We start from the raw sequence: 22,844 nt of genomic DNA, 5'->3' as shown, positions 1-22,844 counted from the left end.
GTGAAATTTTCAAAGAAAATCATCTGTTTGATGGCCCTGTTGCCATTGGCTGGCTGCGATCTGCTGGCCGAGAAGTATCGGGTCGAATTCCGGGATGGTTCCTGGCGTGAAATAGCCATTACCCCCTTCTCCAGCGAGGCACGCTGGCGCGAGGGGTGCGCCACCGGCGAGGTGCTGAGTGATATGAAGGTGCCCATCAAGCGGGGTGACACGGTCAATGGCCGCGAGCAGTTGCTGATCGGCGGCGAGAAGTTCGAGCTGGACGACAACAACCTCTACCGCAGCAACGGTATGGTGTTTGGCCATTCGCCTGACCATATCCAGCGCGGGCTCAAGGGGATGGATATCTGCCGTACCCTGCGCCCCGAGCGGGGCGGACTGCCCAAGCTCAAGGCGCGCGGGTTTGGCGACTGAATCGATGAGGGATTACCTCGCTGCCATCAATGCACTGCGTTGGCGGCAGGCATCGCCAAAGGCTTGAAAGATCTTGATGGAGTGGGGGTTTTCATTGGCTTTCCACTCCGGATGCCACTGCACTGCCAGCAAAAAGGGTGACAGTGCGGGAGCATGAAGTGCCTCTATCAGCCCATCTTCGGCGTGGGCCAACGGCTCCAGACCCTTCCCCAACCGGTTGATGCCCTGTCCATGCAGGGAGTTGACCGGAATCTGTTCTTCCCCCATCAGTTCGGCAAACCAGCTGCCGGGCAGCAGTTTGATCTGATGGCTCGGCCCATACTGCTCGTCGACCGGATCGTCGGCATCCTCCCGGTGATCGTCATAACCCGGCTCGCTGTAGACCTTCTGATGGATGTCTCCCCCCAGCGCCACGTTGATCTCCTGCATTCCGCGGCAGATACCGAGGATCGGCAAGCCACGGGCGAGCGCCCCCTTGATGAGGGGCAGATCGAACAGGTCGCGATCCCTGTCTTGCTGTTTTTCTGGCGTGAGGTTCTCCTGACCGTAGAGGGCCGGATCGATATTGGAGCCGGCGCCGCTCAGATAGACCCCATCGGCGAGATCCAGATACTGCTCCAGATCGGTGGTGCCGCAGCAGGTGGGCACCAGCAGCGGGACGCAGCCGCTTATCTCCACCAGCGGCATGATGTATTTGTGGGTCATCACCTGATAGGCGTGGCCGTTGCGGGGCTGGGCGCCCATGGTCATCAGTACGACAGGTTTACGGGGAGCGGGAGGCAGGGGATTTGGCATAGGGCACCTTGATTATCCTTGGCGTTGAAGTCTCATCCTGCGCCTTGGGCAGGCCCTTGCAAACCGGCAGGGCAAGGGCATGCCTCAAGGCATGGTCATGGGATCCCGCGTCGGGCCGGGTGGCAGAATCGTTGGTCAGCCTGGGCAGCGACGGCATGGATCCTCTCTTCAGTCTGCCAAGGCCGTTCAATATGTCAAACAAAATGATACCAAATTGTTAACATGTCTGTTTTGGTCTGCTCTGAAGCGGCGATTTAACGGGGTTGTTGAGATGGGCCGTTATGGCTGGGGTAGCAAAATGGTGGATATATTAAACGCGCAGGGATGGCGGGGGGATGTGGAGAGGAAAAGGCATCAATAGAAACACGCCTCCCCGAGGGGAGGCGTGTTTCGGGGATCACAGCAGGTCTTCGATCTCGCCGCGCAGATACTGGTACATCTCGCGGTAGGCGACCGGCGGCTTGTTCAGCTCCCGCTCCTTGTTGGCAGAGCGGATCAGCTGGCGCAGCTTCTGGCGATCCAGCTCGTGGAACTGGGACATCAGCTCGTTGAGGGCGCTGTCACCTTCGGTGATCAGGCGCTCTCGCCACTGCTCCAGCCGATGCAGGCGGGCATTCACGGTGGAGTGACGGTTCTTGATGATAGAGAGCGCTTCGGCAATCGGCTTGATATCGCGGCTGCGCATCAGGCGGCCGATGAACTGCAGATGGCGACGGAAGGACTCATCCTTCTTCGGCTTGAGTTTGCGACCCAGCTCGACAGCTTCTGCAAGCTCTTCATCCAACGGGATTTTTTCCAGCTCGCTGTGGCTGAGGGAGACGATCTCTTCCCCCATTTTCTGCAATGCTTCGGCATCGCGCTTGAGCTGGCTCTTGCTGGGGCCCCAGTCTTCGAACTCGTTGTCGTCTTGATATTGACTCATCGGTCTCTTGATTCCTGTCATTCACGTTTGGCGGATATGTTACCAGCTTCTCCCGCTGGGCGCAGGGGTCTGATATGCTTACCCCCTTTCCTTCTTTCATACAGATGTGAGTTATGGATCAGCAAGACCAAATCCGCCAGGATCAAGCCCATCTCGAGGCCGTGGTTGCCGAAGCCCTGGAGATAGCCAAAGGACTGGGCGCCTCGCTGGCCGAAGTCTCCATCAGCAAGCAGACCGGGTTGTCGGTGAACACCCGGGGTTGTGAACTAGAAAGCATTGAATTCAATAAGGATGGCGCCCTCGGTATCGCCGTCTATCGCGATGGTTGCAAGGGATCTTCCTCGACCACCGATCTGGGCAAACCCGCCATTCGTGCCGCCGTTGAAGCGGCCATCGAGATTGCCCGCCACACCTCGGCCGATGATTGCGCCGGTCTGGCGGACGCCGAGCTGCTGGCCTGGGATGCCCCCGATCTACAACTGTGCCACCAAATCGAACTGGATCCCCAGCGCGGCATCGAGCTGGCCATCGAGTGCGAGCGGCTGGCGCTTGGTCGCGATGCCCGTATCAAGCACTCCGACGGCGCCGGTTTCTCCAGCCATCTTGGCATCAAGGTCTATGGCAACAGCCACGGCTTCGTCAAAGGCTACGCGGCGTCGCGCAACTCTCTGAGCTGCGTGCTGATCGGCGAGCAGGATGGCGACATGCAGCGTGATTACGGCTACTCCTCCAGCCGTACCCTCGACGGGCTCTGGAGCCCGCAGCGCATTGCCGACGAAGCCGTTGAGCGTACCGTCTCCCGCCTCGGCGCCCGCAAGATCTCTACCCGTCATGCGCCGGTGCTGTTCCACCCAGACACTGCCTCCGGTCTGTGGGGCCATCTGGTGATGGCCATCAGCGGCGGCAACCTCTATCGCAAGTCGAGCTTCCTGCTCGACAAATTGGGCAAGCAGATCCTGCCCGAGTGGCTCACCATTCAGGAGTTCCCCCACCTGCTGGGCGGGCTTGCCAGTACCCCGTTCGATGGCGAAGGGGTGCGTACCCGTGACATGGATATCATCCGTAACGGCGAGCTGATGAGCTGGCTGCTTACCTCCTACTCCGCTCGCAAGCTGGGGCTGACTACTACGGGTCATGCCGGTGGCATCCACAACTGGCAGGTCTCCAATACTGGCCAGGATTTTCAGGGCATGCTGAAAGAGATGGGCACTGGTCTGCTGGTGACCGAGTTGATGGGGCAGGGGGTCAATATCGTCAATGGTGACTACTCCCGCGGTGCTGCTGGTTTCTGGGTCGAGAATGGCGAGATAGCCTATCCGGTCGAGGAGATCACCATCGCCGGCAATCTGGCCGAGATGTTCAGCCATATCGTGGCGGTAGGTCGTGACGAGGATGAGCGCTCCAGTCTCAAGACCGGCTCGGTGCTGGTAGAGAATATGAAGCTGGCGGGTCACTGATCCCGGTTTCAACAGAACCGAAACCATGAAAAAGGCCCCCTCGCCAACGCGAGGGGGCCTTTTTATCGGCCAGCGATCAGGGGGCTATCAGCCCTTGATGCGCTTGATGCGGCCACCCAGACCCTGCAGCTTCTGCTCGATGTCTTCGTAGCCACGGTCGATGTGATAGATACGGTCGACGATGGTGGAACCTTCGGCTACGAAGCCGGCCAGTACCAGACTGGCGGAGGCGCGCAGATCGGTCGCCATCACCTGGGCACCCTTGAGTTGCTCGGTGTCACGGCAGATGGCCACATTGCCCTGCAGTTCGATGTCTGCACCCATCCGTACCAGTTCGGGAACGTGCATGAAGCGGTTCTCGAAGATGGTCTCGGTGACCATGCCGGTGCCTTTGGCGACGGCGTTCAGCACAGTGAACTGTGCCTGCATGTCGGTCGGGAAGGCCGGGTAGGGGGCAGTCTTGATGGTGACCGGCTTGAGGGTGCGGCCAGTCATGTCGAGGGTGATCCAGTCTTCACCCTTCTCAATCAGGGCGCCAGCCTCTTCCAGCTTGACCAGTACCGCTTCCAGCAGGGTCGGGTCGGTCTTGCGGCAGGTGATCTTGCCGCCGGTGACCGCTGCACCCACCAGGAAAGTACCGGTTTCGATGCGGTCAGGCTGCACACTGTAGTTGCCGCCGTGCAGACGCTCGACACCGTCGATGGTCAGGGTGTCGGTGCCCGCGCCTTGAATCTTGGCACCCAGGGTATTGAGGAAGTTGGCCAGATCGACCACTTCCGGCTCGCGCGCAGCGTTTTCGATCACGGTGCGGCCTTCAGCCAGAGTGGCGGCCATCATCAGGTTTTCGGTACCGGTCACGGAGACCATATCCATCAGGATGTGGGCGCCTTTCAGGCGGCCATCGACACGGGCCTTGATGTAACCATCTTCGATGGTGATCTTGGCGCCCATCAGCTCCAGGCCGTGGACGTGCAGGTTGACCGGACGGGCACCGATGGCGCAACCGCCGGGCAGGGAGACATCAGCGGCGCCGAAACGGGCAGCCAGCGGGCCCAGCGCCAGAATGGAGGCGCGCATGGTCTTCACCAGCTCGTAGGGGGCGACGTGGTTGTTCACCGCACCGGTCAGCACGGTGACGTTGCCGTTGACCTTGGTGGTCGCGCCCAGCATCTCCAGCAGCTTGATGGTGGTGCCCACATCTTTCAGGCGCGGCACGTTGGAGAGGTGTACCTCTTCATCACAGAGCAGGGTCGCGAACAGGATCGGCAGGGCAGCGTTTTTGGCGCCGGAGATGGTCACTTCGCCGTTGAGAGTACAACGACCATCGATTTTGAATTTGTCCATTTTTACTTCGTTACCAAATCAGGAGGGCAATAGGAATTTACGTTCGCGTTTCCACTCGGCGTCGGTGAACGCCTTGATGGAGAGGGCGTGAATGGCGTTGCTGGCGATCTTGTCCATCAGCGGGGCATAGATGGCCTGCTGCTTCTTGACCCGGCTCATGCCGTCAAACATGTCACCGACGGCGATCACTTGGTAGTGACTACCGTCCCCTTTGACATGGACTTCGGACAATGGCAGAGCCTCAAGGAGTATCGCTTCAATTTCAGAGACTTGCATTATGCGTCCTCAGTTGTGAGCGGGGTTGACTGAAACAGCCCGGCCACCCCGTAGAGGTTGGCCAGGGTATAGAAATCACTGGAGGCGCCCACCAGCTGCGGTGTGGCGCCTCGCGCTAATACGGCTTTGGCCCATTTGACCAGCAGGGCCAGTCCGGCAGAGTCGAGGGTGGTGACGCCGCCGAGCTCGAGCTGGTCGTCCTGCCACCATTCGGCGCGGCGTTGCCACAGGTCATTGACCTGTGGCGCCTGCAGATCACCGCTGAGGGTCATGGTTTGAGTACCAGCGGCTTGGCGTTGTGTTCGCGCAACTGGGCGATCACCGCATCGATGCCATTCTGGCGAATGAGGCCGCCCAGCTCGCTCTGTTTGGCGGAGAGCAGGCTGATCCCCTCGGCCACCATGTCGAAGGCTTTCCACTCGCCGGTCTTGTTGTTCTTGCGCAGTTTGAACTCGAGGAAGATGTCCGGCTTGCCGGCCTCTTTCACGCTGACGTTGACGGCGGTGATGTTGCCGCTGGGAGCTTTGCCCGGCTCGACCTTGACGGTCTGCTTGTCAAAATGGGCCAGCGCATCGGCGTAGGAGCTCACCATGTACTCGGTGAACACCTCGACGAAGGCATTGCGCTGCGCTTCGGTAGTCTCTTTAATCTGGTTGCCAAGCACCTTGTAGGCGGCGAAGCGGTTGTCCACATAGGGCAGCAGCTCTTCGCGGATGATCACCCGCAGGTGATCCGGATTGCTCTTCACTTGGGCCTGATCGGCTTTCAGGCGGGCAAAGGTCTGCTTGGCAGCCTGATCCACCAGCGCGTTGGGATCGGTGGCATCGACTGCGGCCTGGGCAGACAGGGAAAAGAGCATGCTGGTCATCAGACCCAGCAGCAGGGCGATTTTCTTGAACATGGTTACTCCTTCTTGCTGTCTGATTTGCTGTCGGAGGATTGGCTGTAGAGGAACTTGCCAATCAGATCTTCCAGCACGATGGCGGATTTGGTGTCTTCAATCAGGTCGCCATCCTTGAGCATCTCGGTGCCCATCTCCTCATCGCTGAAGCCGGGGGCCAGACCGATGTACTGCTCGCCGAGCAGACCGGAAGTGAGGATGGAGAGGGAGCTGGTATCGGCGAACTCGCCAGCGCTCTTTTGCATCATCAGGGTCACTTCGGGCACCTGGGTTTTCGGGTCCAGTACGATGTCGCTGACCCGACCGACCACCACGCCGCCGACCTTGACCGGCGAACGGACTTTCAGGCCGCCGATATTATCGAAATGCGCGCGCAGGGTATAGGTTTCTCCTTCCGGTTTGAAGCTCAAACCGGCCACTTGCAGGGCCAGTGCCAGAATGGCACCGATGCCAGCCAGCATGAAGGTGCCGACCAGGAATTCTACTTTGCTGAACTTCATCTTTACCTTATCCAAACATGACTGCAGTGAGTATAAAATCCAGGCCGAGCACGGCGAGGGATGAGTGGACCACAGTTCGGGTCGTGGCCTGACTGATCCCGGCCGAGGTCGGCTTGGCATCATAGCCGTTAAAGAGCGCAATCCAGGTGACCACTAGGGCGAAAATCAGGCTCTTGATGGCGCCCTGCATGATGTCTTCATGCCAGTCGACGGAGGCCTGCATGGCAGACCAGAAGCCCCCTTCGTCCACGCCGAGCCAGTCCACACCGACCAGCTTGCCGCCGAAGATACCGATCAGGCTGAACATAAAGGCCAGCAGCGGCATGCTGATGACGCCAGCCCAGAAACGGGGGGCAACTACCCGGCGCAGTGGGTCGACCGCCATCATCTCTAGGCTTGAAAGCTGTTCGGTGGCCTTCATCAGGCCAATTTCAGCGGTCAGGGCCGAACCGGCTCGGCCGGCAAACAGCAGTGCCGTGACCACAGGGCCCAGCTCCCGCAGCAGAGAGAGGGAGACCAGCGGCCCCAGGCTCTGCTCGGCGCCAAAATCCTTCAATACGTTGTAACCCTGCAGCGAGAGCACCATGCCGATGAACAGGCCGGAGACCAGAATGATGGCCACCGACTGCACACCCACCACATAGAGCTGCTGGACAAGCAGCGGGAAGTGCTTGCGCGGCTCGGGTTTGCCCGCCAGCGCATGGAACAACATGATGGTGGCGCGACCGACGGAGCTGATAAACCGCACTCCAACCCGCCCCAGCTTGCTTATTTGACTTATCAACATCAGAGATCCTGTAGCAGATCGCCTGCCGGAAAATGAAACGGAACAGGACCATCGGGCAATCCTTTGAGGAACTGCTCGACTTCGGGATTGTGCTCCTCGCGTAGCTGATCCGGTGTGCCGTGTGCCACCACCTTGCGATTGGCGATGATGTAGGCGTAATCGGCGATGCTCAGCACCTCTTTCACATCGTGGGTGACGATGACGGAGGTGATGCCGAGGGCATCGTTCAGCTCCTTGATCAGCTTGACCAGCACCGCCATGGTGATGGGGTCCTGCCCGACGAACGGCTCGTCATACATGATGAGGTCAGGATCGAGCGCAATTGCCCGAGCCAGCGCTGCCCGGCGCGCCATGCCGCCGGAGAGCTCGGAGGGCATCAGTTTCGCTGCGCCGCGCAAGCCCACCGCCTGCAGCTTCATCATGACGATGGTGTGGATCAGCTCCTCCGGCAGGCCGGAGTGTTCCCGCAGCGGGAAGGCCACGTTGTCGTAGACCGTCATGCCGGTAAACAGGGCGCCGCTCTGGAACAGCATGCTCATCCGTTTGCGCACTTCATAGAGGCGCGAACGGGAGAGGGTGGGGATATCTTCTCCGTCAAACAGAATGTGACCGGACTCCGGCTTGAGCTGGCCACCGATCAGCCGCAGCAGGGTGGTTTTACCGATGCCGCTCGGGCCCATGACGGCGGTTACCTTGCCACGAGGAATGGTCAGGTTGATCCCGTCATACAACAGCCGATCTCCGTGACTGAAGGTCAGGTCGGAGATGGTGATCAGGTCATTGTTCAAACAATTGTCCATCCGGTGTAAATGAGGTGCGAATTTTATGGGGTAGTCTAGGTCTAAGCAACAGCAAGGAACAACTATTGAACAGGCTGCAAGCCCATTTGCACGACAGTTTTCTGTAACAAAGTGCGTCATTGAGAGCAGGACTTGCCATCCGATTCGCTTATCCGGGCAGACTTTTTTATAATCCCGCAGCTAATTTCGGCCCGGAGCTGTGTCTTTATGTCTGTAAAGCCTGAGAAAGTGTCTGAACTGTTCGATTTTCGTCGCAGTGCCCGCGCGGTGCTGGACACAGAAAAGCAAGCCATTGATGGACTCTATCAGTATCTGAACGACGCCTTCGACAAGGCGTGCGAAATGGTGCTGCGCTGCGGTGGCAAGATAGTGGTCACCGGCATGGGCAAATCGGGCCATATCGGCAGCAAGATCGCCGCCACCCTCGCCAGCACCGGCACACCGGCCTTCTTCCTCCACCCGGGAGAAGCGAGTCACGGCGATCTGGGGATGATCTCCAGCGGCGACCTTATTATCGCCATCTCCAACTCCGGTGAGAGCGACGAAATCCTGGCTCTGCTGCCTGTGCTCAAGCGCCGCGGCATTCCGCTCATCTGCATGACCGGTAATCCGGCCTCCACCATGGCCAAAGAGGCCAACGTGCATCTGTGCATCAAGGTGGAGAAAGAGGCCTGCCCGCTGGGTCTGGCACCCACTTCCAGCACCACGGCAACCCTGGTGATGGGTGATGCCCTGGCGGTCGCCCTGCTGGAAGCGCGCGGTTTTACCGCCGATGACTTCGCCCTCTCTCACCCGGGCGGTTCCCTTGGCAAGCGTCTGTTGCTGCGGGTCGGCGACCTGATGCACAGTGGCGATCTGTTGCCCCGGGTAGGGATAGATGCCACCATCAGCCAGGCGCTGCTGGAAGTGAGCCGCAAGGGGCTCGGTATGACGGCAGTGGTCGATGGCAATGGCCTGCTGGCCGGGCTCTTTACCGATGGCGACCTGCGCCGCATTCTTGACCAGCAGATCGATATCCATCACACCCCCATCAGCCGCGTAATGACGGCCAACTGTGTTACCGTAGGTCCAGAGATGATGGCTGCAGAAGCCGTCAAGCTGATGGAAACGAGAAAAATCAACGGATTACTGGTCGTGGATGAAGAGAAACGCCCGCTCGGCGCCTTCAACATGCACGACCTGCTGAAAGCCGGAGTAATTTGATGCAAAACGTACCGACCCTCTATGGTCCGGTGACGCGCAGCCAGTTTGAGAAGGCGGCGCAAATCCGCCTGCTGGTGTGCGATGTGGACGGGGTGCTCTCCAACGGCCTCATCTACATGGGAAACAACGGCGAAGAGCTGAAAACCTTCTGTACCCGCGATGGTGCGGGCATGCGAGCGTTGCTCAATGCCGGGATCGAGATCGCCATCATCACCGGGCGCAATTCCCGTATCGTCAGCGATCGGATGAAAAGCCTGGGGGTGGCTCATGTGGTGCAGGGGGCTGATAAAAAGCTGCCTCACTTCGAAGCGCTGCTGGCCAAGCTGGGGCTGACTGCTGAACAGGCCGCCTATATGGGCGATGACACCATCGATCTGCCGGTGATGGCCGCTTGCGGCCTGGGTATCGCGGTGGCCGATGCCCATCCGCTGGTGCTGAGTCGTGCCGATATGGTGACCCGGCTTGGCGGTGGCATGGGCGCGGTGCGCGAGGTGTGTGACCTCATTTTGCAGGCGCAGGGCCACGGCGATTATCAGCCCGAGGCCTCGGTATGAGCAGACAGACCCTGTTGTTTGCCCTGCTGTTTCTGGTCGCGCTGGTTGCCTGGCAGTTGGGCAAGGTTGAGCTGGTGCCTGAGAGCGCCGTCAAAATCGAAAACTATCAGCCGGATTTTGTCGCCAAAGATCTGGTGACCACCCGTTTTGATATCAACGGCAAGCGCACCGAGCGGCTGGAGTCGACCTACGCCGAGTATTATCAAATCCTCGAGCAGGCCACCTTCGACAAGCCGGTGGTCTACATGTATGACGATCAGGGTGCCGCAGAGTGGAAGGTGACCGCTGAAACCGGCGTGCTCAACACCGGCGACAACGTCATCCTGCGGGACAAGGTGCATCTGGATGGTCTGCTACCTACCTCTTTCATCTCCACACTGGATACATCCTATCTGGAGCTGGATCTGGTGACACAGGATGTGCGCAGCAACCGGGAAGTGAACATTCTGGGTCGGGATTTCCAGACCCAAGGGGTTGGCCTCAAGGGCCATCTGGACCGCAAATATTTTGAGTTACTGGATCAAGGCCATGCCATCTATTTCAATGAAAAACGCTAATCTGGCCCTCGCAGCCCTGTTGTTGTGTGGTGCGGTGACTGCCAAAGAGTCCGACTTTGCCGAGAAGGTTTACGTCGATGCCGTCAAACAGGTGGCCGAGATGCAGGACAACCGCATCACCTTCGAAGAGGATGTGACCATCAATCAGGGCACCATCCGGATCAAAGCTGACAAGGTGGTAGTGACCCGTTCCGGTGAGAAAGGGGCCGAGGTGATGACTGCCTACGGCAAACCCGCCACCTTCTTCCAGATCCTGGATAACGGCAAGCCGGTCAATGCCCACGGCAATACCATCCGCTACGAGCTGAAGAACCGTCTGGTGACCATCACCGGCAACGGTCAGCTCAAGCAGGAAGATAGCCAGGTCAATGGCGATCTGATCCGCTACGACATCGTCAAACAGAAGATGATTGCCGAGAGCAAGAGCCCGAGCCAGCGGGTCAAAACCGTGTTCCTGCCGGATCAGGTAGAGAATTTCGACAAGCCCGCCGACCAGAAGAAGCAGGGAAAATAAGCCATGGCAGTGTTGAAAGCAGTGGGCCTGCAGAAGAGCTACAAGCGCCGCATGGTGGTGAGTGACGTCAGCCTTGAAGTGGGCACCGGCCAGATTGTCGGCCTGCTCGGCCCCAACGGGGCGGGCAAGACCACCTCCTTCTACATGATCGTGGGGCTGGTACAGCGCGATGCCGGTCTCATCACCATCGACGATCAGGACATCAGCTTGCAGCCCATGCATGTGCGGGCCCGCAACGGCATCGGTTACCTGCCGCAGGAGGCCTCCATCTTCCGTCGCCTGTCGGTGTTCGACAACCTGATGGGCGTGATGCAGACCCGCAAGGGGTTGAGCCGTGAGGAGCGTGAGGACAAGGTTCAGCAACTGCTGGAAGAGTTCAACATCACCCACATTCGCGACAACCTGGGGCAGAGCCTCTCCGGCGGTGAGCGCCGTCGGGTCGAGATCGCCCGTGCGCTGGCGGCCGAGCCGCGTTTTATTCTGCTGGATGAACCCTTTGCAGGGGTTGACCCGATTTCTGTGATAGACATCAAGAAGATCATTCAGCATCTGAAAGATAGAGGCCTTGGCGTCTTGATTACCGACCACAACGTCAGAGAGACTCTGGACGTATGTGAGAAGGCCTATATCGTCAGCCACGGCAAGATGATTGCCGAAGGTGCACCGGCTGACATCCTTGCCGATGAGCAGGTCAAGCGCGTCTATTTGGGCGATCAATTCAGTCTATAGTAAGGGGGCATGCCTTCATTTCCTTTGACGAGTGCCTCGCTGAACATAAGGATATCCCGACGTAGATGAAGCCGACATTACAGTTGCGTCTCGGTCAGTCCCTGACCATGACGCCGCAATTACAACAAGCGATTCGTCTGCTCCAGCTCTCCACTCTGGAACTTCAGCAGGAAATTCAGCAAGCGCTCGAAAACAACCCTCTGCTGGAGCAGGAAGAGAGCGAGGCGCAAGAGACCAGTCCGGAAGCGCCGGTCGATGCCAGCCAGCTGGATTCCAGCGATGCCATGGCCCAGGAGCAGATGCCGGACGAGTTGCCGGTGGATACCACCTGGGACGAGGTTTACTCTGCCGGCACCGCCCAGAGCGCGGGCCCCATCCATGATGGGGAAGATAGCGTCTATCAGGGTGAAACTACCGAAAACCTGCAGGATTATCTGCTGTGGCAGATGCGGCTCACACCGTTCAGCGATGTGGATGCTGCCATCGCGCTCGCCATCATCGATGCCATCGACGAATCCGGTTATCTGACCGTTGCGCTGGAGGATATCCAGGCTGCCGTCACCAGCGATGACGTAGAGGTGGAACTCGATGAGGTCGAGGCGGTACTCAAGCGGGTGCAGCACTTCGATCCGGTCGGCATTGCTGCCCGTTCTGTGCAGGAGTGTTTGCTGATCCAGCTGGATCAGTATGACCCGCAGACCCCCTGGCTCAACGAGGCCAAAGAGGTGATCCTCGAGCACATGGAGCTGCTCGGCAACCGGGATTACCGCACCCTCGCTCGCAAGACAAAACTCAAAGAGAGCGACCTCAAGGAGGTGCTGGATCTGATCCAGCTGCTGGAGCCGCGTCCCGGCAACGGCATCATCCAGAGCGACTCCCAGTACGTGATCCCCGACGTCTCCGTGGTCAAGAAGGGTAGCAAGTGGGTGGTCGAGCTCAATCCCGACTCCGCCCCCCGCATCCGGGTCAACGAGACCTATGCCGCCATGGCCCGCAACGCCCGCAGCAGCACCGACACCCAGTTTATCCGCTCCCATTTGCAGGAAGCCAAGTGGTTCATCAAGAGCCTGGAAAGTCGCAATGACACCCTGCTGAAAGTGGCCAGTTGCATTGTCGAGCAGCAACAGGGCTTTTTCGAGTATGGTGAAGAGGCGATGAAGCCGATGGTGCTCAATGACATCGCCGAAGCGGTAGAGATGCATGAGTCGACCATCTCCCGGGTGACGACCCAGAAGTACATGCATACCCCCCGTGGTATCTTCGAATTGAAGTTTTTTTTCTCCAGCCATGTGAACACCGAAGGAGGAGGAGAGTGCTCATCGACCGCAATTCGCGCGCTCATCAAGAAGCTGGTCACGGCAGAGAATCCTGCCAAGCCGTTAAGTGATAGCAAGATCGCGGATTTGCTGGCCGAACAGGGTATTATGGTGGCGAGACGCACGATCGCTAAGTATCGCGAATCCTTGTTTATCCCACCTTCCAATCAGCGCAAACGCCTGGTTTAGGCAAACAAAAGGATGATGTTATGCAAATTAACCTGACCGGACACCATGTCGAGATCACCGAAGCTCTGCGTGATTATGTGAATAACAAATTTGCCAAACTCGAGCGTCACTTCGACCACATCAACAATGTTCATGTGGTGCTTAGCGTGGAAAAACTGAACCAGATAGCGGAAGCCAAATTGCACGTCAGCGGTGGCGAAGTGTTCGCCAACTCTGAACATGCCGATATGTATGCTGCGATAGACACCTTGCTCGACAAGCTGGACAGGCAGATCATCAAGCACAAAGATAAGTTAAATAAAAAATAACCATGCAACTTGAACACATACTGAGTCGGGACTGCACCAAGAGTGCAGTCCCTTGTACCAGCAAGAAACGCGCCCTCGAAATCATCAGCGAGCTGGCCGCCGAACGCCTTGGCACCTCCCGTCAGGCGCTGTTTGAATGCTTGCTGGCCCGCGAAAAAATGGGTAGTACCGGGATCGGTGCCGGTATTGCGATCCCCCACGGTCGCATTGACGATGAGTTCCCGCCAACCGCGATCCTGATGACCTTTGCCGACCCTATTCCTTTCGACTCCATCGACAATCAACCGGTTGACCTGCTGTTTGCCTTGCTGGTGCCGGAAAGCGAGTGCAAGCAGCATCTCAAGACCCTTTCTCTGATGGCTTCCAAGCTGGGTGACAAGGCGGTTTGCCGCCAGTTGCGTCAGGCAACCAGCGACGAAGAGCTCTATCAGATCATGACCTCGGCCTGACAGCAGGCCAAGGATGAGACACCCGTTTTGGCGTGAGGGAACAAGATGCAGTTAATCGTGGTAAGTGGACGTTCGGGCTCCGGTAAAACGGTAGCCCTGCGAGTGCTGGAAGATCTGGGTTACTACTGTGTGGACAACCTGCCGGTCAATCTGTTGCCCCAGCTGATTGTCTCGGTGGAGAGCCAGTACGACAAGCTGGCGGTCAGTATTGATGTGCGCAACCTGCCGAGCGATCCGGAGAAACTGGAAAATTTGCTGGCTCAGGTGCGCAATGAGGGGCGGGTTGAGTTCTCCAGCTTCTTCTTCGACGCCGACAACGGCACCCTGCTCAAGCGCTATGGCGAGAGCCGCCGTTTGCACCCCCTCTCACGCAACAAGCTGTCGCTGGATGAGGCGATTCGGGAGGAGACCCACCTGCTGGCGCCCATCTCCTCGACCGCTGACCTGCGCATCGACACCACCACCCTCAGCATTCATGACCTGAGCGAGCTCATCAAGACCCGGGTACTCGGCAAGAAAGAGAACGAGCTGGTGCTGGTGTTCGAGTCGTTCGGTTTCAAATATGGCATTCCCAAGGATGCCGACTTCGTGTTCGATGCCCGCTTCCTGCCCAACCCGCACTGGATCCCCGAGCTCAAGCCCTTCACCGGCAAGGATGAGCCGGTCGCCAACTACCTCTCGGCGCAGGCTGACGTGATGCTGTTTACCCAGCAGATCGAAAACATGCTGGCGACCTGGTTGCCCCATCTGGAGCGCAACAATCGCAGCTACCTCACGGTCGGCATCGGTTGCACCGGCGGTCAGCACCGCTCGGTCTTTATTGCAGAACGGCTGGCCAGTGCATTCCGTTTGCTTGGCAAGAACGTGCAGATCCGCCACCGCACTCTCGACAAGAGTGCCTCCCAATCCTGACGGACCAATAGGACGACCCGATGACTGTTTCCGCCTCGGTTGAAGTGAAAAACAAACTGGGTATTCATGCCAGACCAGCCATGATGCTGTTCGAGCTGGTGCAGGGTTTCGATGCTCACGTGCTGCTGCGCAATGAAGATGGTGTGGAGGCCGATGCTGACAGCATCATCGGCCTGCTGATGCTGGATTCGGCGCAAGGGCGGCAGGTGGAAGTACAGGTTGAAGGGCCCGAAGAGGTGGAGGCCCTGGCCGCCGTGGTGGAGCTGTTCACCTCCGGCTTCAATGAGGAGTAGTCACTCCTCGTTATATGTTATGAACCGGTACGCGCCAGCGCTTTGAAGCTGGCAAAATCCCGACAAGCCAGCAGATTCCTGCTGGCTTTTTCGTTCATCAGTGCCAGAAACAGGTCGTAGAGACCCATCGCCTCCTCGTAGTCGGCCTTGCTGATGGCCAGCACGAAGATGAGCGTCGCGATTTCCCCGTTGCCCCAGTCGATCCCCTGCGGTGCCAGCACGGTGTAAACCAGAGTGCGGCGCGCCAGCAGACCGAGGGAGTGGGGCAGGGCGATCCCTTCTCCCAACATGGTGGAGACGATCCGCTCCCGCTCCTGCAGTGAGGCTCTGAAGCCGCTCTCCACCAGGTCTTCCGCCTCCAGCTGATCACAGATACGGGTAAACAGTTCGGCCTGGGTAAGGGGTTCTTTTACCACCATGAAGTGGTCGGCATCGAAATATTTGTCGAGCATGTAGGGGCGGGTGCGGTCGATCAGCACCAGCTTGCCAAGCTGCTCCAGCTGGTATTGGGTCGGGAAGGGGGCAACGAGTACCACGGGGGCGTTTTTTTCGTTCACCTTGACGGTACTGATGACAAAGTCCTGCGCGATCTGCGCCAGACCTTCGTAATCCCGCACCGACTCCAGCGTGGTCAGCTGCAACTGGGGATACTCCCGCTTGATGCGTGCTTCCAGCACCCGGAAGGTGGCGTTGCCCGCATCGCAAAGCAATAGCGCCTGCGGGCGGCGGGTATAGCCTATGTCGTAATGGCGCTCCAGCCCGACCCCGATATGGATCACCAGATAGCCGATCTCGTGGTGGGTCAGTCGGTAGGGGGTCTGCTTGATCCACTCCGAAATGGCCGCCAGCGTGATGTCGTAGGCGAGGGGGTAGTACTGCTTGATGTGATCGGCCAGTGGGTTGTGGTTGCCAATCTGGTATTTGACCCGTAGCAGCATGGCGCTGATATGGGTTTGCAGGTCGGCCCGCAGCTGTTGGTCGCCTCGCAGGTCGTAAGGGTAGTGTTGATGAATGTAGGTCAGCAGATGCTCCACCAGCTGTTCGCTCTCGGCGGCCATCGCCGGGCTGAGCTGGGGAGTATCGGCAATCAGGCGCGCCTGGATCTGGATGGCGAGACCGGCGATCTCGTCCTCTACGGGGGGCGTCAGGGTTGGCAATACCGCATAAATATCGCGAGATACTGCCAGCAGCGGCAGAGTCAGATCCTCGCTGGCGAAGTGGCGCAACTCGTGACCGGATGCCTGACGCAGCAGGGCAACGGCGCAGTAGATGGCGAGCTGCTGCAAGCTCTCGTCAGCGAGACGCAGCTGATGTCGGGCAAGCTGGGCATGGATGTGATTGCCCACTACCTCCATCGTCTTGCTGGGGCAAAGGTTGGGCAACAGGGTTTGCAACTGGTTGTTGTGCAGCAACTCCTGATAGAGCAGTTGGGTCAAACAGGCACGGATCGCCGTCTCCTCCCCCTGAATGCGCATCCCCAGGCGGGGTTTGCTCTCGACGCTGAGCCTGAAGTGGCTGAGTTGCTCACGGACTTCCGCCATATCCCCCTGCAGTGCCGCCCGGCTCAGATACCAGGTATCAGCCAGCTCATCGAGCTTGATCCCCTGCTCTGCCGTCAATAGCAGGATCTGCAGGTGCAGCACCCGCTCCCGGCTGGTGCGTGGCAGGCCGCTATCCTGACCCTGGGCAGCCAGCAGGGCGTCGAACAGTCCCTGATTGTAGATCTTGAGCTGGTAGCCGCTGCCACGCTGGTGGATCAGGTGAGCGCCGTGCGTGGCAATCAGTTCGTTGAGGGTCGCCACATCGGTGCGCACCGTGCGAGTGGAGACATTGAGGCGGCGAGCCAGCTCCTCCTGTGGCAGTGGTTCGGCGTGGAGCTGGATCAGCAGTTGATGGAGCCTGGGGTGTGGCAGCTTGATCATAGGGGGTATGCAAGACTCCTGTTGCGAGATAAAGGGTCGATGTTAACAAGTGGGTCATCAACAAGCCAGGCACCGGTCAGTGATTAAACCGGTGCCCGTGGCTGCCATCAGGCCAACAGTCGTTTCACTATGGCCAGCAGAGTGCGAACATCCTCGGGGCGAGTGTGCCCGCTCGCGCTGTCGATGATGGAGCTGTAGACGTGGGGGATAACCTTTTCGACCCCGGCATCCAGCGCAATCCGCACTATCTCCTCGAAGTTCTCCAGATCGATGCCGCCGGTGGGCTCCAGCCAGAAGCCGTGGCGGGCACAAGCCTCGGCCACTGCCTGATACTCGTCGCGACAGGCCAGCCCACCCATGGGGAAGAACTTGACCGAGCTGCCGCCCATGTCCTTGAGCAAGGCAATGGCGGTATCGATGGGCACTATGCCATCCGGCTGCCCGGCGCTGAGTGGACCGGTGGAGATCTTCACCATGCCCGGCCTGCCGGTAGGGGAGATCAGCCCATTCACCAACGTTTGTGACTGGCCGAGCAGCGCCCGGCTGGCGCCGACACCAGTGAACACCTGGTTGACGTGCTGGGGCTGCAGCTGGCAGGCCAGTTCGGCCACCATGGCGGATTGGCGCGGATCGCCGGCGCCCAGCCCGATGGAGAGGGCGTTGTCGATAAGCTTGGCGTACTCCTTCATATCGGCAACTGCGGAGGGAATATCCGGGTAGTTTTTGGAGAGCACACCGACCAGCACGTGGCCTTCGGCTGCGTCGTATACCGCGACGGCATTATCTTTGGAACCTGCCAGCACGTTGAGACAGACCCGATCACGGTAGTAGTTGGGGGTAAGGGACATCAGCGATTCTCCTGAACGAGGTTGGCAATGGCGGAGTGGATTTGGTCGAGCTGGGGCACGGTGACGCTGCGCACATCGATCTCGATGTGCCCCTCGTTGGCCTTGTAGCCGCGGCAGTAGATGGCAGGTGTACCCTGTTGCAGACGGCTGACGACCTGCACTGTGGTCATGCCGATCTTTTGGTGGTCAAAAGCGATATCGGTGCGGGCAATGTCGCGTCCTGCGCTGTCCCATACCACCTTGGCGGTGACGCCGGGCAGCTGGTTGAGGCGCTCGATAAAGGGGCTCATCTTGGCGACCATGGCGGCTCCGCTCTCTTTCTCTTTGGCCAGATAGCGCTCGATGGCGTGGGTCAGGCCGAGGATACCCTCCTTGCCCACCTTCATGGCGCGACCGATGCCATTGGCCTGCTGTTTGACCCACTCCACGTACTGACGCTTGCCGAGCACCAGCCCGCTGGTGGGCCCTTCAATGGCCTTGGCTCCGCTGTAGATGACCAGGTCCGCCCCCTGGTTGTAGTAGAGGCGCAGATCCTCTTCGGCAGCCGCATCGACGATGAGCGGGAGCCCGTGGGTCTTGGCGACCTCGGCGGCCTCGGCCACCGACAGAATGCTCTTCTGCACGCAGTGGTGGGACTTGATATAGAGGATCGCAGCGGTGTTGGCATTGATGGCAGCGGCCAGTTGGGCGGGGGAGCACTCGTTGGCGTAACCGGCTTCCACTACCTTGCCGCCACCCAGATTGACCATGGTACCGACGGGGGCGCCAAAGTTGACGTTGTGCCCCTTGGGCAGCACGATTTCACTCGGCACGTCATGAGGGTGGGCATGCAGTTGCTCGAGGCGGTAGGGATCGCCGCGCACTATCATGGCGGCGACTGACTGGGCGATGCCGGCGCTGGCACAGGAGACCACCACCGCATCTTCCACATCCAGTAAACCAGCCAGATAGGCGCCGGTCTTGTTGACCAGATCCTTGACCTCGAAGTAGTGACCCAGGCCAAAATTGACCGCATCGACCACCTCCTGCTCGGGGGTGGAGACGCCGAGAATGGTCATGCGCCCGGAGGCGTTGATCACAGGTTTGAGCTGATATTTCTCATAAACAGAAGGCATGGTGTGATTTCCCATAGTGAGTCAGAACCAGTTCGCCACCGACCAGGGCGGCGAGAGGCTGCAGTTGTTGGTCACCGCTGCGGGACTGGGCTTCGTTATCCATAAACAGGGTCGGGCCGCTGGTGACCTCGAACAGGGTCAGATCGGCATCGGCGCCTACCTTGAGCCGCCCCTTGCCGGACAGGCGCAGGGCATCGGCGGCCTGATGGGTGACGCAGGCAATCACCTGCTCCAGCGTCATGCCGATGGCGAGAAACTTCGACATCACGTGAGCCAGACTGTAGACCGGCCCCTTGATGCGGTTCTTGCAGTAGATGTCGGAGCTGATGGTGCGGGGCAGGATCCCCTGCCGGATAGCCAGCTCCGCCACCTCGAAGCTGAAGCTGGCGCCGCCGTGGCCAATGTCGAGCAACAGGCCCCGTTTCATTGCCTCGCGCACCGCCTGACGCAGCTCGCCAGCCGGGGTCAGAATGCGGTTCGGTTTGCCATTGAAGCAGTGGGTCAGCAGATCGCCATCCCCCAGCAGGGCAACTATCTCGTCCAGATCCGGCGGCGTGTTGCCCACGTGCACCATCAGCGGTAGCTGGCCGTGGGTCTGTTGCAGCGCCTTGGCCATGCGCAGTGGTTGCAGGCCGTTCTCACCTACCACGCTACCGCTCATCCGCGCCTTGATGCCGACGATAAAGTCGGGGTGGCGACGAATGGCTGCCGAGGCGAGATCCATATCGAGGTCCCGGCTATCCGCCAGCTCGTTCTGGCGCAGCAGACCGATGCGGGAGATGTTGAGCAGGGCATGCACCCGGGTCTTGCAGACCGCAGCGATCTGCTGGAAGTCATCCACATCGTCGGCTCCGGTGCTGCCGGCGTCGATGACGGTGGTGACGCCGGACTCTACGCCCACCTTGTCCGGCTCATCGTGATAGATGGGGGAGGCGGGGTAGCAGTGGGTGTGGCCGTCGATCCAGCCAGCGCTCACATGCACCCGGCCGCCGAGATCCAGGATCTGCCGCGCCGTTGCCATCTCCGGCAGGGAGCCGATGGCGGCGATTTTGCCCTCCCTGATGGCAATATCGACGAGCTGGCCATCTCCCTGGCGCCCGGCTCTGATGATCATGTCGTACATGCTGATAACCTCTGGCGAGCCGCCCCGCAGGGCGGCTGGTTCTTACACAAGGGCGACCGGGAAGAAGGTACCCAGCAGCATGGCTCCCAGAATGGCACCGCCGGTGATGGGCTTGCCCCACACGTAGAACAGCAGCGCACCCAGCAGGGAACCGATACCGATGGGGATGGAGGCGCCCATGGCGGAGAGGATGATGAGGGGGCCGAGGAAGCGGCCAGAGCTGTTGCCAGCGCCCATCATCACGTCAGCACCGTAAGTGGAGTTGCTCTGGTTGATGGTGAACTTGCGCGCCAGAATGATGACGTAGCCGATGGCCAGACCAATCCCCATGCCGGTTGCCAGCGAGGCACCGAAGTTCTCCACCGGATAGACGATGCCGGCCCCCAACAGCAGGGCGGGAACGCCCAGTCCGACCCCGGTCTGGATAGCGCCGCCGATATCCAGGATCCCCACCAGGGATCCCTCGATGATGCGGGCGAACAGGAAGCTGGCACCGAACGCGGCTACCGCGCCGTAGGCTCCCGTGTCCATGCCGGCTTTCAGCATGGCGACGAAGGCTACCTCGTTGAAGGCACCAACCCCGTACAGATAGAACGTGTGGGTACCGGCAAAGACCCCGGCCGAGAGCAGGCCGACGAAGATGGGGAAGGACCAGTCGGCGTACCAGAAGTTGTTTTTCAGTTTCTCATCCATGGTGTGACCCCTTATTTGCCGCTCAGCAGGTTATGGACACTTTCCAACCACAGGGGGACACCCATATGGAAGGATTCAATCAGTTTCATATCGAAACCGCGGAAGAAGCCGCTCAGCACGAACAGCAGGACGATGGCAGCCATCATCACCTTGGTGACATGGTTCCAGCCGCTCTCTTCCACCCCCTTGCCTATCAGGATGCCGAGCACCAGGCCCGGTACCGCGTTGCCCATGATGAGCTGTGCCAGACCGCCGAAGATTGTGGCCCAGAAACCGGATTTCTTGCCCGCTTCGATGGCGGCCAGCCAGAAGATCACCGGCATGACGGTGTTGACCAGCAGGTTGGCGGCCGGTACCAGCACCTTGACCGCAGTGACCTGCAGGGCGGCCGGGACGGCAGCTGCCGTGCTGTTGAGGAAGGCAACCACGATGGCACCTATGATGCCGCCAGCGATGGCCATCTTTTTCGGGTCGTGCAGAGTGGTGGCGAGATCCCGATTTTTGAACAGCAGTGCCGCCGTGGCCCAGTGCGGGATGATGCGGTGATCCACATCCTGGGTGAAGGCGCCTGCCGCCACGGTCGAGGCCCAGGCGTTGAAGAAGAAGCCCAGACCAAACGAGAAGTGGGAAGCGGGATCCCCTTCGCAGGAGTTAAGTTCGCCCAGGGTGCGGAAGGCACCCATGCCCTGTACGGTCGGGGCGTGGAACATCCGCGCCGCGCCGGCCCCCACCCCGACGCCAACCAGGCCGCCAATGATGAGTGACTTGATAAAAATGATTAGAAACATCCAACGTATCCTTCTTGTGGGGTTGTGCCTGCGCAGGCATCACACCTGGGTGAATGTCACCTTGGCGACATCCAGACTGGTGACCTGAACCTTGATCTCCAGCTGGACGCGGTATTCGCGGCGCTGGCGCGGCAGGAAGAAGAACAGGAACTTCTCCACCCGGACCGACTCCTCGGCTTTGAGCACGTGTACATCGACCGGCTCAATACGCAGCAGTACCTGCTGGTTGTCCTTGAGCAGTGTGGGTTGCACCTGGCTGAGGGCGGAGGCAAACGCCTGCTGGCGGGTCGTCCCCTTGCCGTTGACGATGACCTGGGTGGTGAAGTTCTCTTTCATCAGGCGCGTCCGTGCTTCTTGGCGAAGGCTTCGACCAGCTTCTGGCCCAGCTCTTCCTTGTCCATGAAACCGAAGCCCAGCACCACGCACCCTTCGTTGATGGCGGTGACGCCCTCTTCAACAGAGCGCATGCCGTAGCGGCACTTGTAGCCGTATTTGGTCTGGGCGGTGATCGCCCCGGCACCGCCGCTGCCGCAGAAGGAGATGCCGAGATCCGCCTGCTCCTTGTTCATCACGTCGCCGAGCTTCATGTCAGCGGCCATGCCGGGGATGATGGTCACGTTGGCCCCGGCAGCTTCCGCGCCTGCGCCCACTTTCTGACCCTTGCCGAGACGGTCTCCAATCACGAGTTTGATGGCTGTCATATCGATTTCTCCTTGAGTTACGGGTTCTGCACCGAGCTGAGTTCGTTTTCTTTGGCGACTTCAAAATGGACGGACAAGAGGTGTGCCTCCTCATAAGCAAGCTGATCCAGCCAGCTGACGACCTGTTCGGCGAGACGCAGTGAGAGGGGGGAGATCTCTTCAAACAGGCTGAGGTCAACTTCTGGCAGGGGCTCACCGCTGTGGGAGCGCCACACCATGGCTTTGACATGGGAGGCCAGCATCTGCCGTTGCACCTCGTTGGGGATGATGCCCTGTTCGGCCAGCAGGGGATAAATGCGCGCGAGGATATGATCGGTCTGGCGCAGCAACTCCGGGCTGTTCGGGGTCAGGGTCTGGTCGTGAGTCTCTGTTTGCAATGTCTGCTCTCCAAGGCTGGCAGAAGGTATGGCGTTACCCTAAGCCTGCGCGTCGAT

General features: G+C 59.5%; 30 protein-coding genes. 12 read left to right on the top strand and 18 right to left on the bottom strand.

Annotated elements, in window-relative coordinates:
* Nucleotides 1-30: 30 nt before the first annotated feature.
* Entirely contained in the window at nucleotides 31-414 is a 384-nt protein-coding gene (locus AB5Y86_RS12625) for a hypothetical protein (RefSeq protein ID WP_040069030.1), read from the top strand.
* 12 nt (nucleotides 415-426) lie between these two features.
* On the opposite strand, the gene AB5Y86_RS12620 is transcribed toward AB5Y86_RS12625, so the two are convergent.
* Both AB5Y86_RS12620 and yjgA read right to left on the bottom strand, forming a co-directional pair.
* Nucleotides 427-1,209 carry a gamma-glutamyl-gamma-aminobutyrate hydrolase family protein gene (locus AB5Y86_RS12620; RefSeq protein ID WP_368192977.1) on the bottom strand — a complete coding sequence of 261 codons (783 nt, stop codon included), beginning with the start codon at nucleotides 1,207-1,209 and terminating at the stop codon, nucleotides 427-429.
* A 397-nt stretch (nucleotides 1,210-1,606) separates the two neighbouring features.
* Complete coding sequence (gene yjgA / locus AB5Y86_RS12615; RefSeq protein WP_368192976.1) at nucleotides 1,607-2,131, bottom strand: ribosome biogenesis factor YjgA; 525 nt, start codon at nucleotides 2,129-2,131, stop codon at nucleotides 1,607-1,609.
* 113 nt (nucleotides 2,132-2,244) lie between these two features.
* On the opposite strand from yjgA, the gene pmbA reads away from it, so the two are divergent.
* Nucleotides 2,245-3,588, top strand: a complete 1,344-nt coding sequence (gene pmbA / locus AB5Y86_RS12610; RefSeq protein ID WP_139463640.1) for a metalloprotease PmbA — start codon at nucleotides 2,245-2,247, stop codon at nucleotides 3,586-3,588.
* An 87-nt stretch (nucleotides 3,589-3,675) separates the two neighbouring features.
* Here pmbA and murA read toward each other — a convergent pair whose 3' ends face one another.
* The 7 genes from murA to mlaF are packed head-to-tail and all read right to left on the bottom strand — an operon-like array spanning nucleotide 3,676 to nucleotide 8,196.
* Nucleotides 3,676-4,932: a UDP-N-acetylglucosamine 1-carboxyvinyltransferase gene (gene murA, locus AB5Y86_RS12605; RefSeq protein ID WP_368192975.1), complete on the bottom strand. Its 1,257-nt coding sequence runs from the start codon at nucleotides 4,930-4,932 to the stop codon at nucleotides 3,676-3,678.
* An 18-nt stretch (nucleotides 4,933-4,950) separates the two neighbouring features.
* Nucleotides 4,951-5,208: a BolA family iron metabolism protein IbaG gene (gene ibaG, locus AB5Y86_RS12600; RefSeq protein WP_005306001.1), complete on the bottom strand. Its 258-nt coding sequence runs from the start codon at nucleotides 5,206-5,208 to the stop codon at nucleotides 4,951-4,953.
* Entirely contained in the window at nucleotides 5,208-5,480 is a 273-nt protein-coding gene (locus AB5Y86_RS12595; RefSeq protein WP_194495606.1) for a lipid asymmetry maintenance protein MlaB, read from the bottom strand. Before AB5Y86_RS12595 ends, ibaG begins: the two co-directional genes overlap by 1 nt.
* Entirely contained in the window at nucleotides 5,477-6,109 is a 633-nt protein-coding gene (locus tag AB5Y86_RS12590) for a phospholipid-binding protein MlaC (RefSeq protein ID WP_005336350.1), read from the bottom strand. The genes AB5Y86_RS12595 and AB5Y86_RS12590 overlap by 4 nt, the downstream gene beginning before the upstream one ends.
* Before the next feature lie 2 nt (nucleotides 6,110-6,111).
* Nucleotides 6,112-6,609: an outer membrane lipid asymmetry maintenance protein MlaD gene (mlaD, locus tag AB5Y86_RS12585; protein ID WP_005336348.1), complete on the bottom strand. Its 498-nt coding sequence runs from the start codon at nucleotides 6,607-6,609 to the stop codon at nucleotides 6,112-6,114.
* Between the two features lie 7 nt (nucleotides 6,610-6,616).
* Nucleotides 6,617-7,396: a lipid asymmetry maintenance ABC transporter permease subunit MlaE gene (gene mlaE, locus AB5Y86_RS12580; protein WP_005336345.1), complete on the bottom strand. Its 780-nt coding sequence runs from the start codon at nucleotides 7,394-7,396 to the stop codon at nucleotides 6,617-6,619.
* Complete coding sequence (mlaF, locus tag AB5Y86_RS12575; protein WP_005336343.1) at nucleotides 7,396-8,196, bottom strand: phospholipid ABC transporter ATP-binding protein MlaF; 801 nt, start codon at nucleotides 8,194-8,196, stop codon at nucleotides 7,396-7,398. The genes mlaE and mlaF overlap by 1 nt, the downstream gene beginning before the upstream one ends.
* A 207-nt stretch (nucleotides 8,197-8,403) precedes the next feature.
* Between mlaF and AB5Y86_RS12570 the strand changes: the two genes are divergently transcribed.
* The 10 genes from AB5Y86_RS12570 to npr all read left to right on the top strand — a co-directional run bounded on the left by AB5Y86_RS12570 (nucleotide 8,404) and on the right by npr (nucleotide 15,220).
* Complete coding sequence (locus AB5Y86_RS12570; protein WP_005336342.1) at nucleotides 8,404-9,399, top strand: KpsF/GutQ family sugar-phosphate isomerase; 996 nt, start codon at nucleotides 8,404-8,406, stop codon at nucleotides 9,397-9,399.
* On the top strand, nucleotides 9,399-9,953 hold the full coding sequence (kdsC, locus tag AB5Y86_RS12565; protein WP_201907782.1) for a 3-deoxy-manno-octulosonate-8-phosphatase KdsC: 555 nt from the start codon (nucleotides 9,399-9,401) through the stop codon (nucleotides 9,951-9,953). Before AB5Y86_RS12570 ends, kdsC begins: the two co-directional genes overlap by 1 nt.
* Nucleotides 9,950-10,510 (top strand): LPS export ABC transporter periplasmic protein LptC, encoded by a 561-nt coding sequence (gene lptC, locus AB5Y86_RS12560; RefSeq protein WP_047438732.1) that lies wholly within the window; start codon nucleotides 9,950-9,952, stop codon nucleotides 10,508-10,510. The genes kdsC and lptC overlap by 4 nt, the downstream gene beginning before the upstream one ends.
* Nucleotides 10,497-11,024: a lipopolysaccharide transport periplasmic protein LptA gene (gene lptA / locus AB5Y86_RS12555; RefSeq protein ID WP_040068817.1), complete on the top strand. Its 528-nt coding sequence runs from the start codon at nucleotides 10,497-10,499 to the stop codon at nucleotides 11,022-11,024. Before lptC ends, lptA begins: the two co-directional genes overlap by 14 nt.
* Nucleotides 11,025-11,027: 3 nt before the next feature.
* On the top strand, nucleotides 11,028-11,753 hold the full coding sequence (gene lptB, locus AB5Y86_RS12550; protein ID WP_005336333.1) for an LPS export ABC transporter ATP-binding protein: 726 nt from the start codon (nucleotides 11,028-11,030) through the stop codon (nucleotides 11,751-11,753).
* Between the two features lie 65 nt (nucleotides 11,754-11,818).
* Nucleotides 11,819-13,258: an RNA polymerase factor sigma-54 gene (locus AB5Y86_RS12545; protein ID WP_005336331.1), complete on the top strand. Its 1,440-nt coding sequence runs from the start codon at nucleotides 11,819-11,821 to the stop codon at nucleotides 13,256-13,258.
* 20 nt (nucleotides 13,259-13,278) lie between these two features.
* Nucleotides 13,279-13,566 (top strand): ribosome hibernation promoting factor, encoded by a 288-nt coding sequence (gene hpf / locus AB5Y86_RS12540; protein ID WP_005336323.1) that lies wholly within the window; start codon nucleotides 13,279-13,281, stop codon nucleotides 13,564-13,566.
* Nucleotides 13,567-13,568: 2 nt separating this feature from the next.
* Complete coding sequence (gene ptsN / locus AB5Y86_RS12535) at nucleotides 13,569-14,015, top strand: PTS IIA-like nitrogen regulatory protein PtsN (RefSeq protein ID WP_005336322.1); 447 nt, start codon at nucleotides 13,569-13,571, stop codon at nucleotides 14,013-14,015.
* Nucleotides 14,016-14,060: 45 nt separating this feature from the next.
* On the top strand, nucleotides 14,061-14,927 hold the full coding sequence (gene rapZ / locus AB5Y86_RS12530) for an RNase adapter RapZ (RefSeq protein ID WP_064339242.1): 867 nt from the start codon (nucleotides 14,061-14,063) through the stop codon (nucleotides 14,925-14,927).
* A gap of 20 nt (nucleotides 14,928-14,947) precedes the next feature.
* Nucleotides 14,948-15,220 (top strand): PTS phosphocarrier protein NPr, encoded by a 273-nt coding sequence (npr, locus tag AB5Y86_RS12525; protein WP_005336318.1) that lies wholly within the window; start codon nucleotides 14,948-14,950, stop codon nucleotides 15,218-15,220.
* 17 nt (nucleotides 15,221-15,237) lie between these two features.
* On the opposite strand, the gene AB5Y86_RS12520 is transcribed toward npr, so the two are convergent.
* The 9 genes from AB5Y86_RS12520 to AB5Y86_RS12480 all read right to left on the bottom strand — a co-directional run bounded on the left by AB5Y86_RS12520 (nucleotide 15,238) and on the right by AB5Y86_RS12480 (nucleotide 22,787).
* Nucleotides 15,238-17,142 carry a transcription antiterminator gene (locus AB5Y86_RS12520; RefSeq protein WP_199415646.1) on the bottom strand — a complete coding sequence of 635 codons (1,905 nt, stop codon included), beginning with the start codon at nucleotides 17,140-17,142 and terminating at the stop codon, nucleotides 15,238-15,240.
* Nucleotides 17,143-17,249: 107 nt separating this feature from the next.
* Nucleotides 17,250-17,990: a KDGP aldolase family protein gene (locus AB5Y86_RS12515; RefSeq protein WP_368192974.1), complete on the bottom strand. Its 741-nt coding sequence runs from the start codon at nucleotides 17,988-17,990 to the stop codon at nucleotides 17,250-17,252.
* Nucleotides 17,990-19,105: a DgaE family pyridoxal phosphate-dependent ammonia lyase gene (locus tag AB5Y86_RS12510; RefSeq protein WP_368192973.1), complete on the bottom strand. Its 1,116-nt coding sequence runs from the start codon at nucleotides 19,103-19,105 to the stop codon at nucleotides 17,990-17,992. The genes AB5Y86_RS12515 and AB5Y86_RS12510 overlap by 1 nt, the downstream gene beginning before the upstream one ends.
* Nucleotides 19,089-20,228: an amidohydrolase/deacetylase family metallohydrolase gene (locus tag AB5Y86_RS12505; RefSeq protein ID WP_368192972.1), complete on the bottom strand. Its 1,140-nt coding sequence runs from the start codon at nucleotides 20,226-20,228 to the stop codon at nucleotides 19,089-19,091. The genes AB5Y86_RS12510 and AB5Y86_RS12505 overlap by 17 nt, the downstream gene beginning before the upstream one ends.
* 42 nt (nucleotides 20,229-20,270) lie before the next feature.
* Nucleotides 20,271-20,921, bottom strand: coding sequence for a DUF4310 family protein (locus AB5Y86_RS12500; protein ID WP_368192970.1), 651 nt, complete (start codon nucleotides 20,919-20,921; stop codon nucleotides 20,271-20,273).
* Nucleotides 20,922-20,932: 11 nt separating this feature from the next.
* Nucleotides 20,933-21,709, bottom strand: a complete 777-nt coding sequence (locus AB5Y86_RS12495; protein ID WP_005355143.1) for a DUF4311 domain-containing protein — start codon at nucleotides 21,707-21,709, stop codon at nucleotides 20,933-20,935.
* A 39-nt stretch (nucleotides 21,710-21,748) separates the two neighbouring features.
* Entirely contained in the window at nucleotides 21,749-22,045 is a 297-nt protein-coding gene (locus tag AB5Y86_RS12490; protein ID WP_368192969.1) for a DUF4312 family protein, read from the bottom strand.
* Nucleotides 22,045-22,410 carry an SFCGS family glycine-rich protein gene (locus AB5Y86_RS12485; RefSeq protein ID WP_005355141.1) on the bottom strand — a complete coding sequence of 122 codons (366 nt, stop codon included), beginning with the start codon at nucleotides 22,408-22,410 and terminating at the stop codon, nucleotides 22,045-22,047. Before AB5Y86_RS12485 ends, AB5Y86_RS12490 begins: the two co-directional genes overlap by 1 nt.
* A gap of 17 nt (nucleotides 22,411-22,427) precedes the next feature.
* Entirely contained in the window at nucleotides 22,428-22,787 is a 360-nt protein-coding gene (locus tag AB5Y86_RS12480) for a transcriptional regulator (protein WP_005355140.1), read from the bottom strand.
* Nucleotides 22,788-22,844: the final 57 nt, after the last annotated feature.

The sequence above is a fragment of the Aeromonas sp. s8 genome (assembly GCF_040907785.1).
Classification (GTDB): domain Bacteria; phylum Pseudomonadota; class Gammaproteobacteria; order Enterobacterales; family Aeromonadaceae; genus Aeromonas; species Aeromonas veronii.
This window is presented reverse-complemented; position numbering and strand designations above follow the sequence as displayed.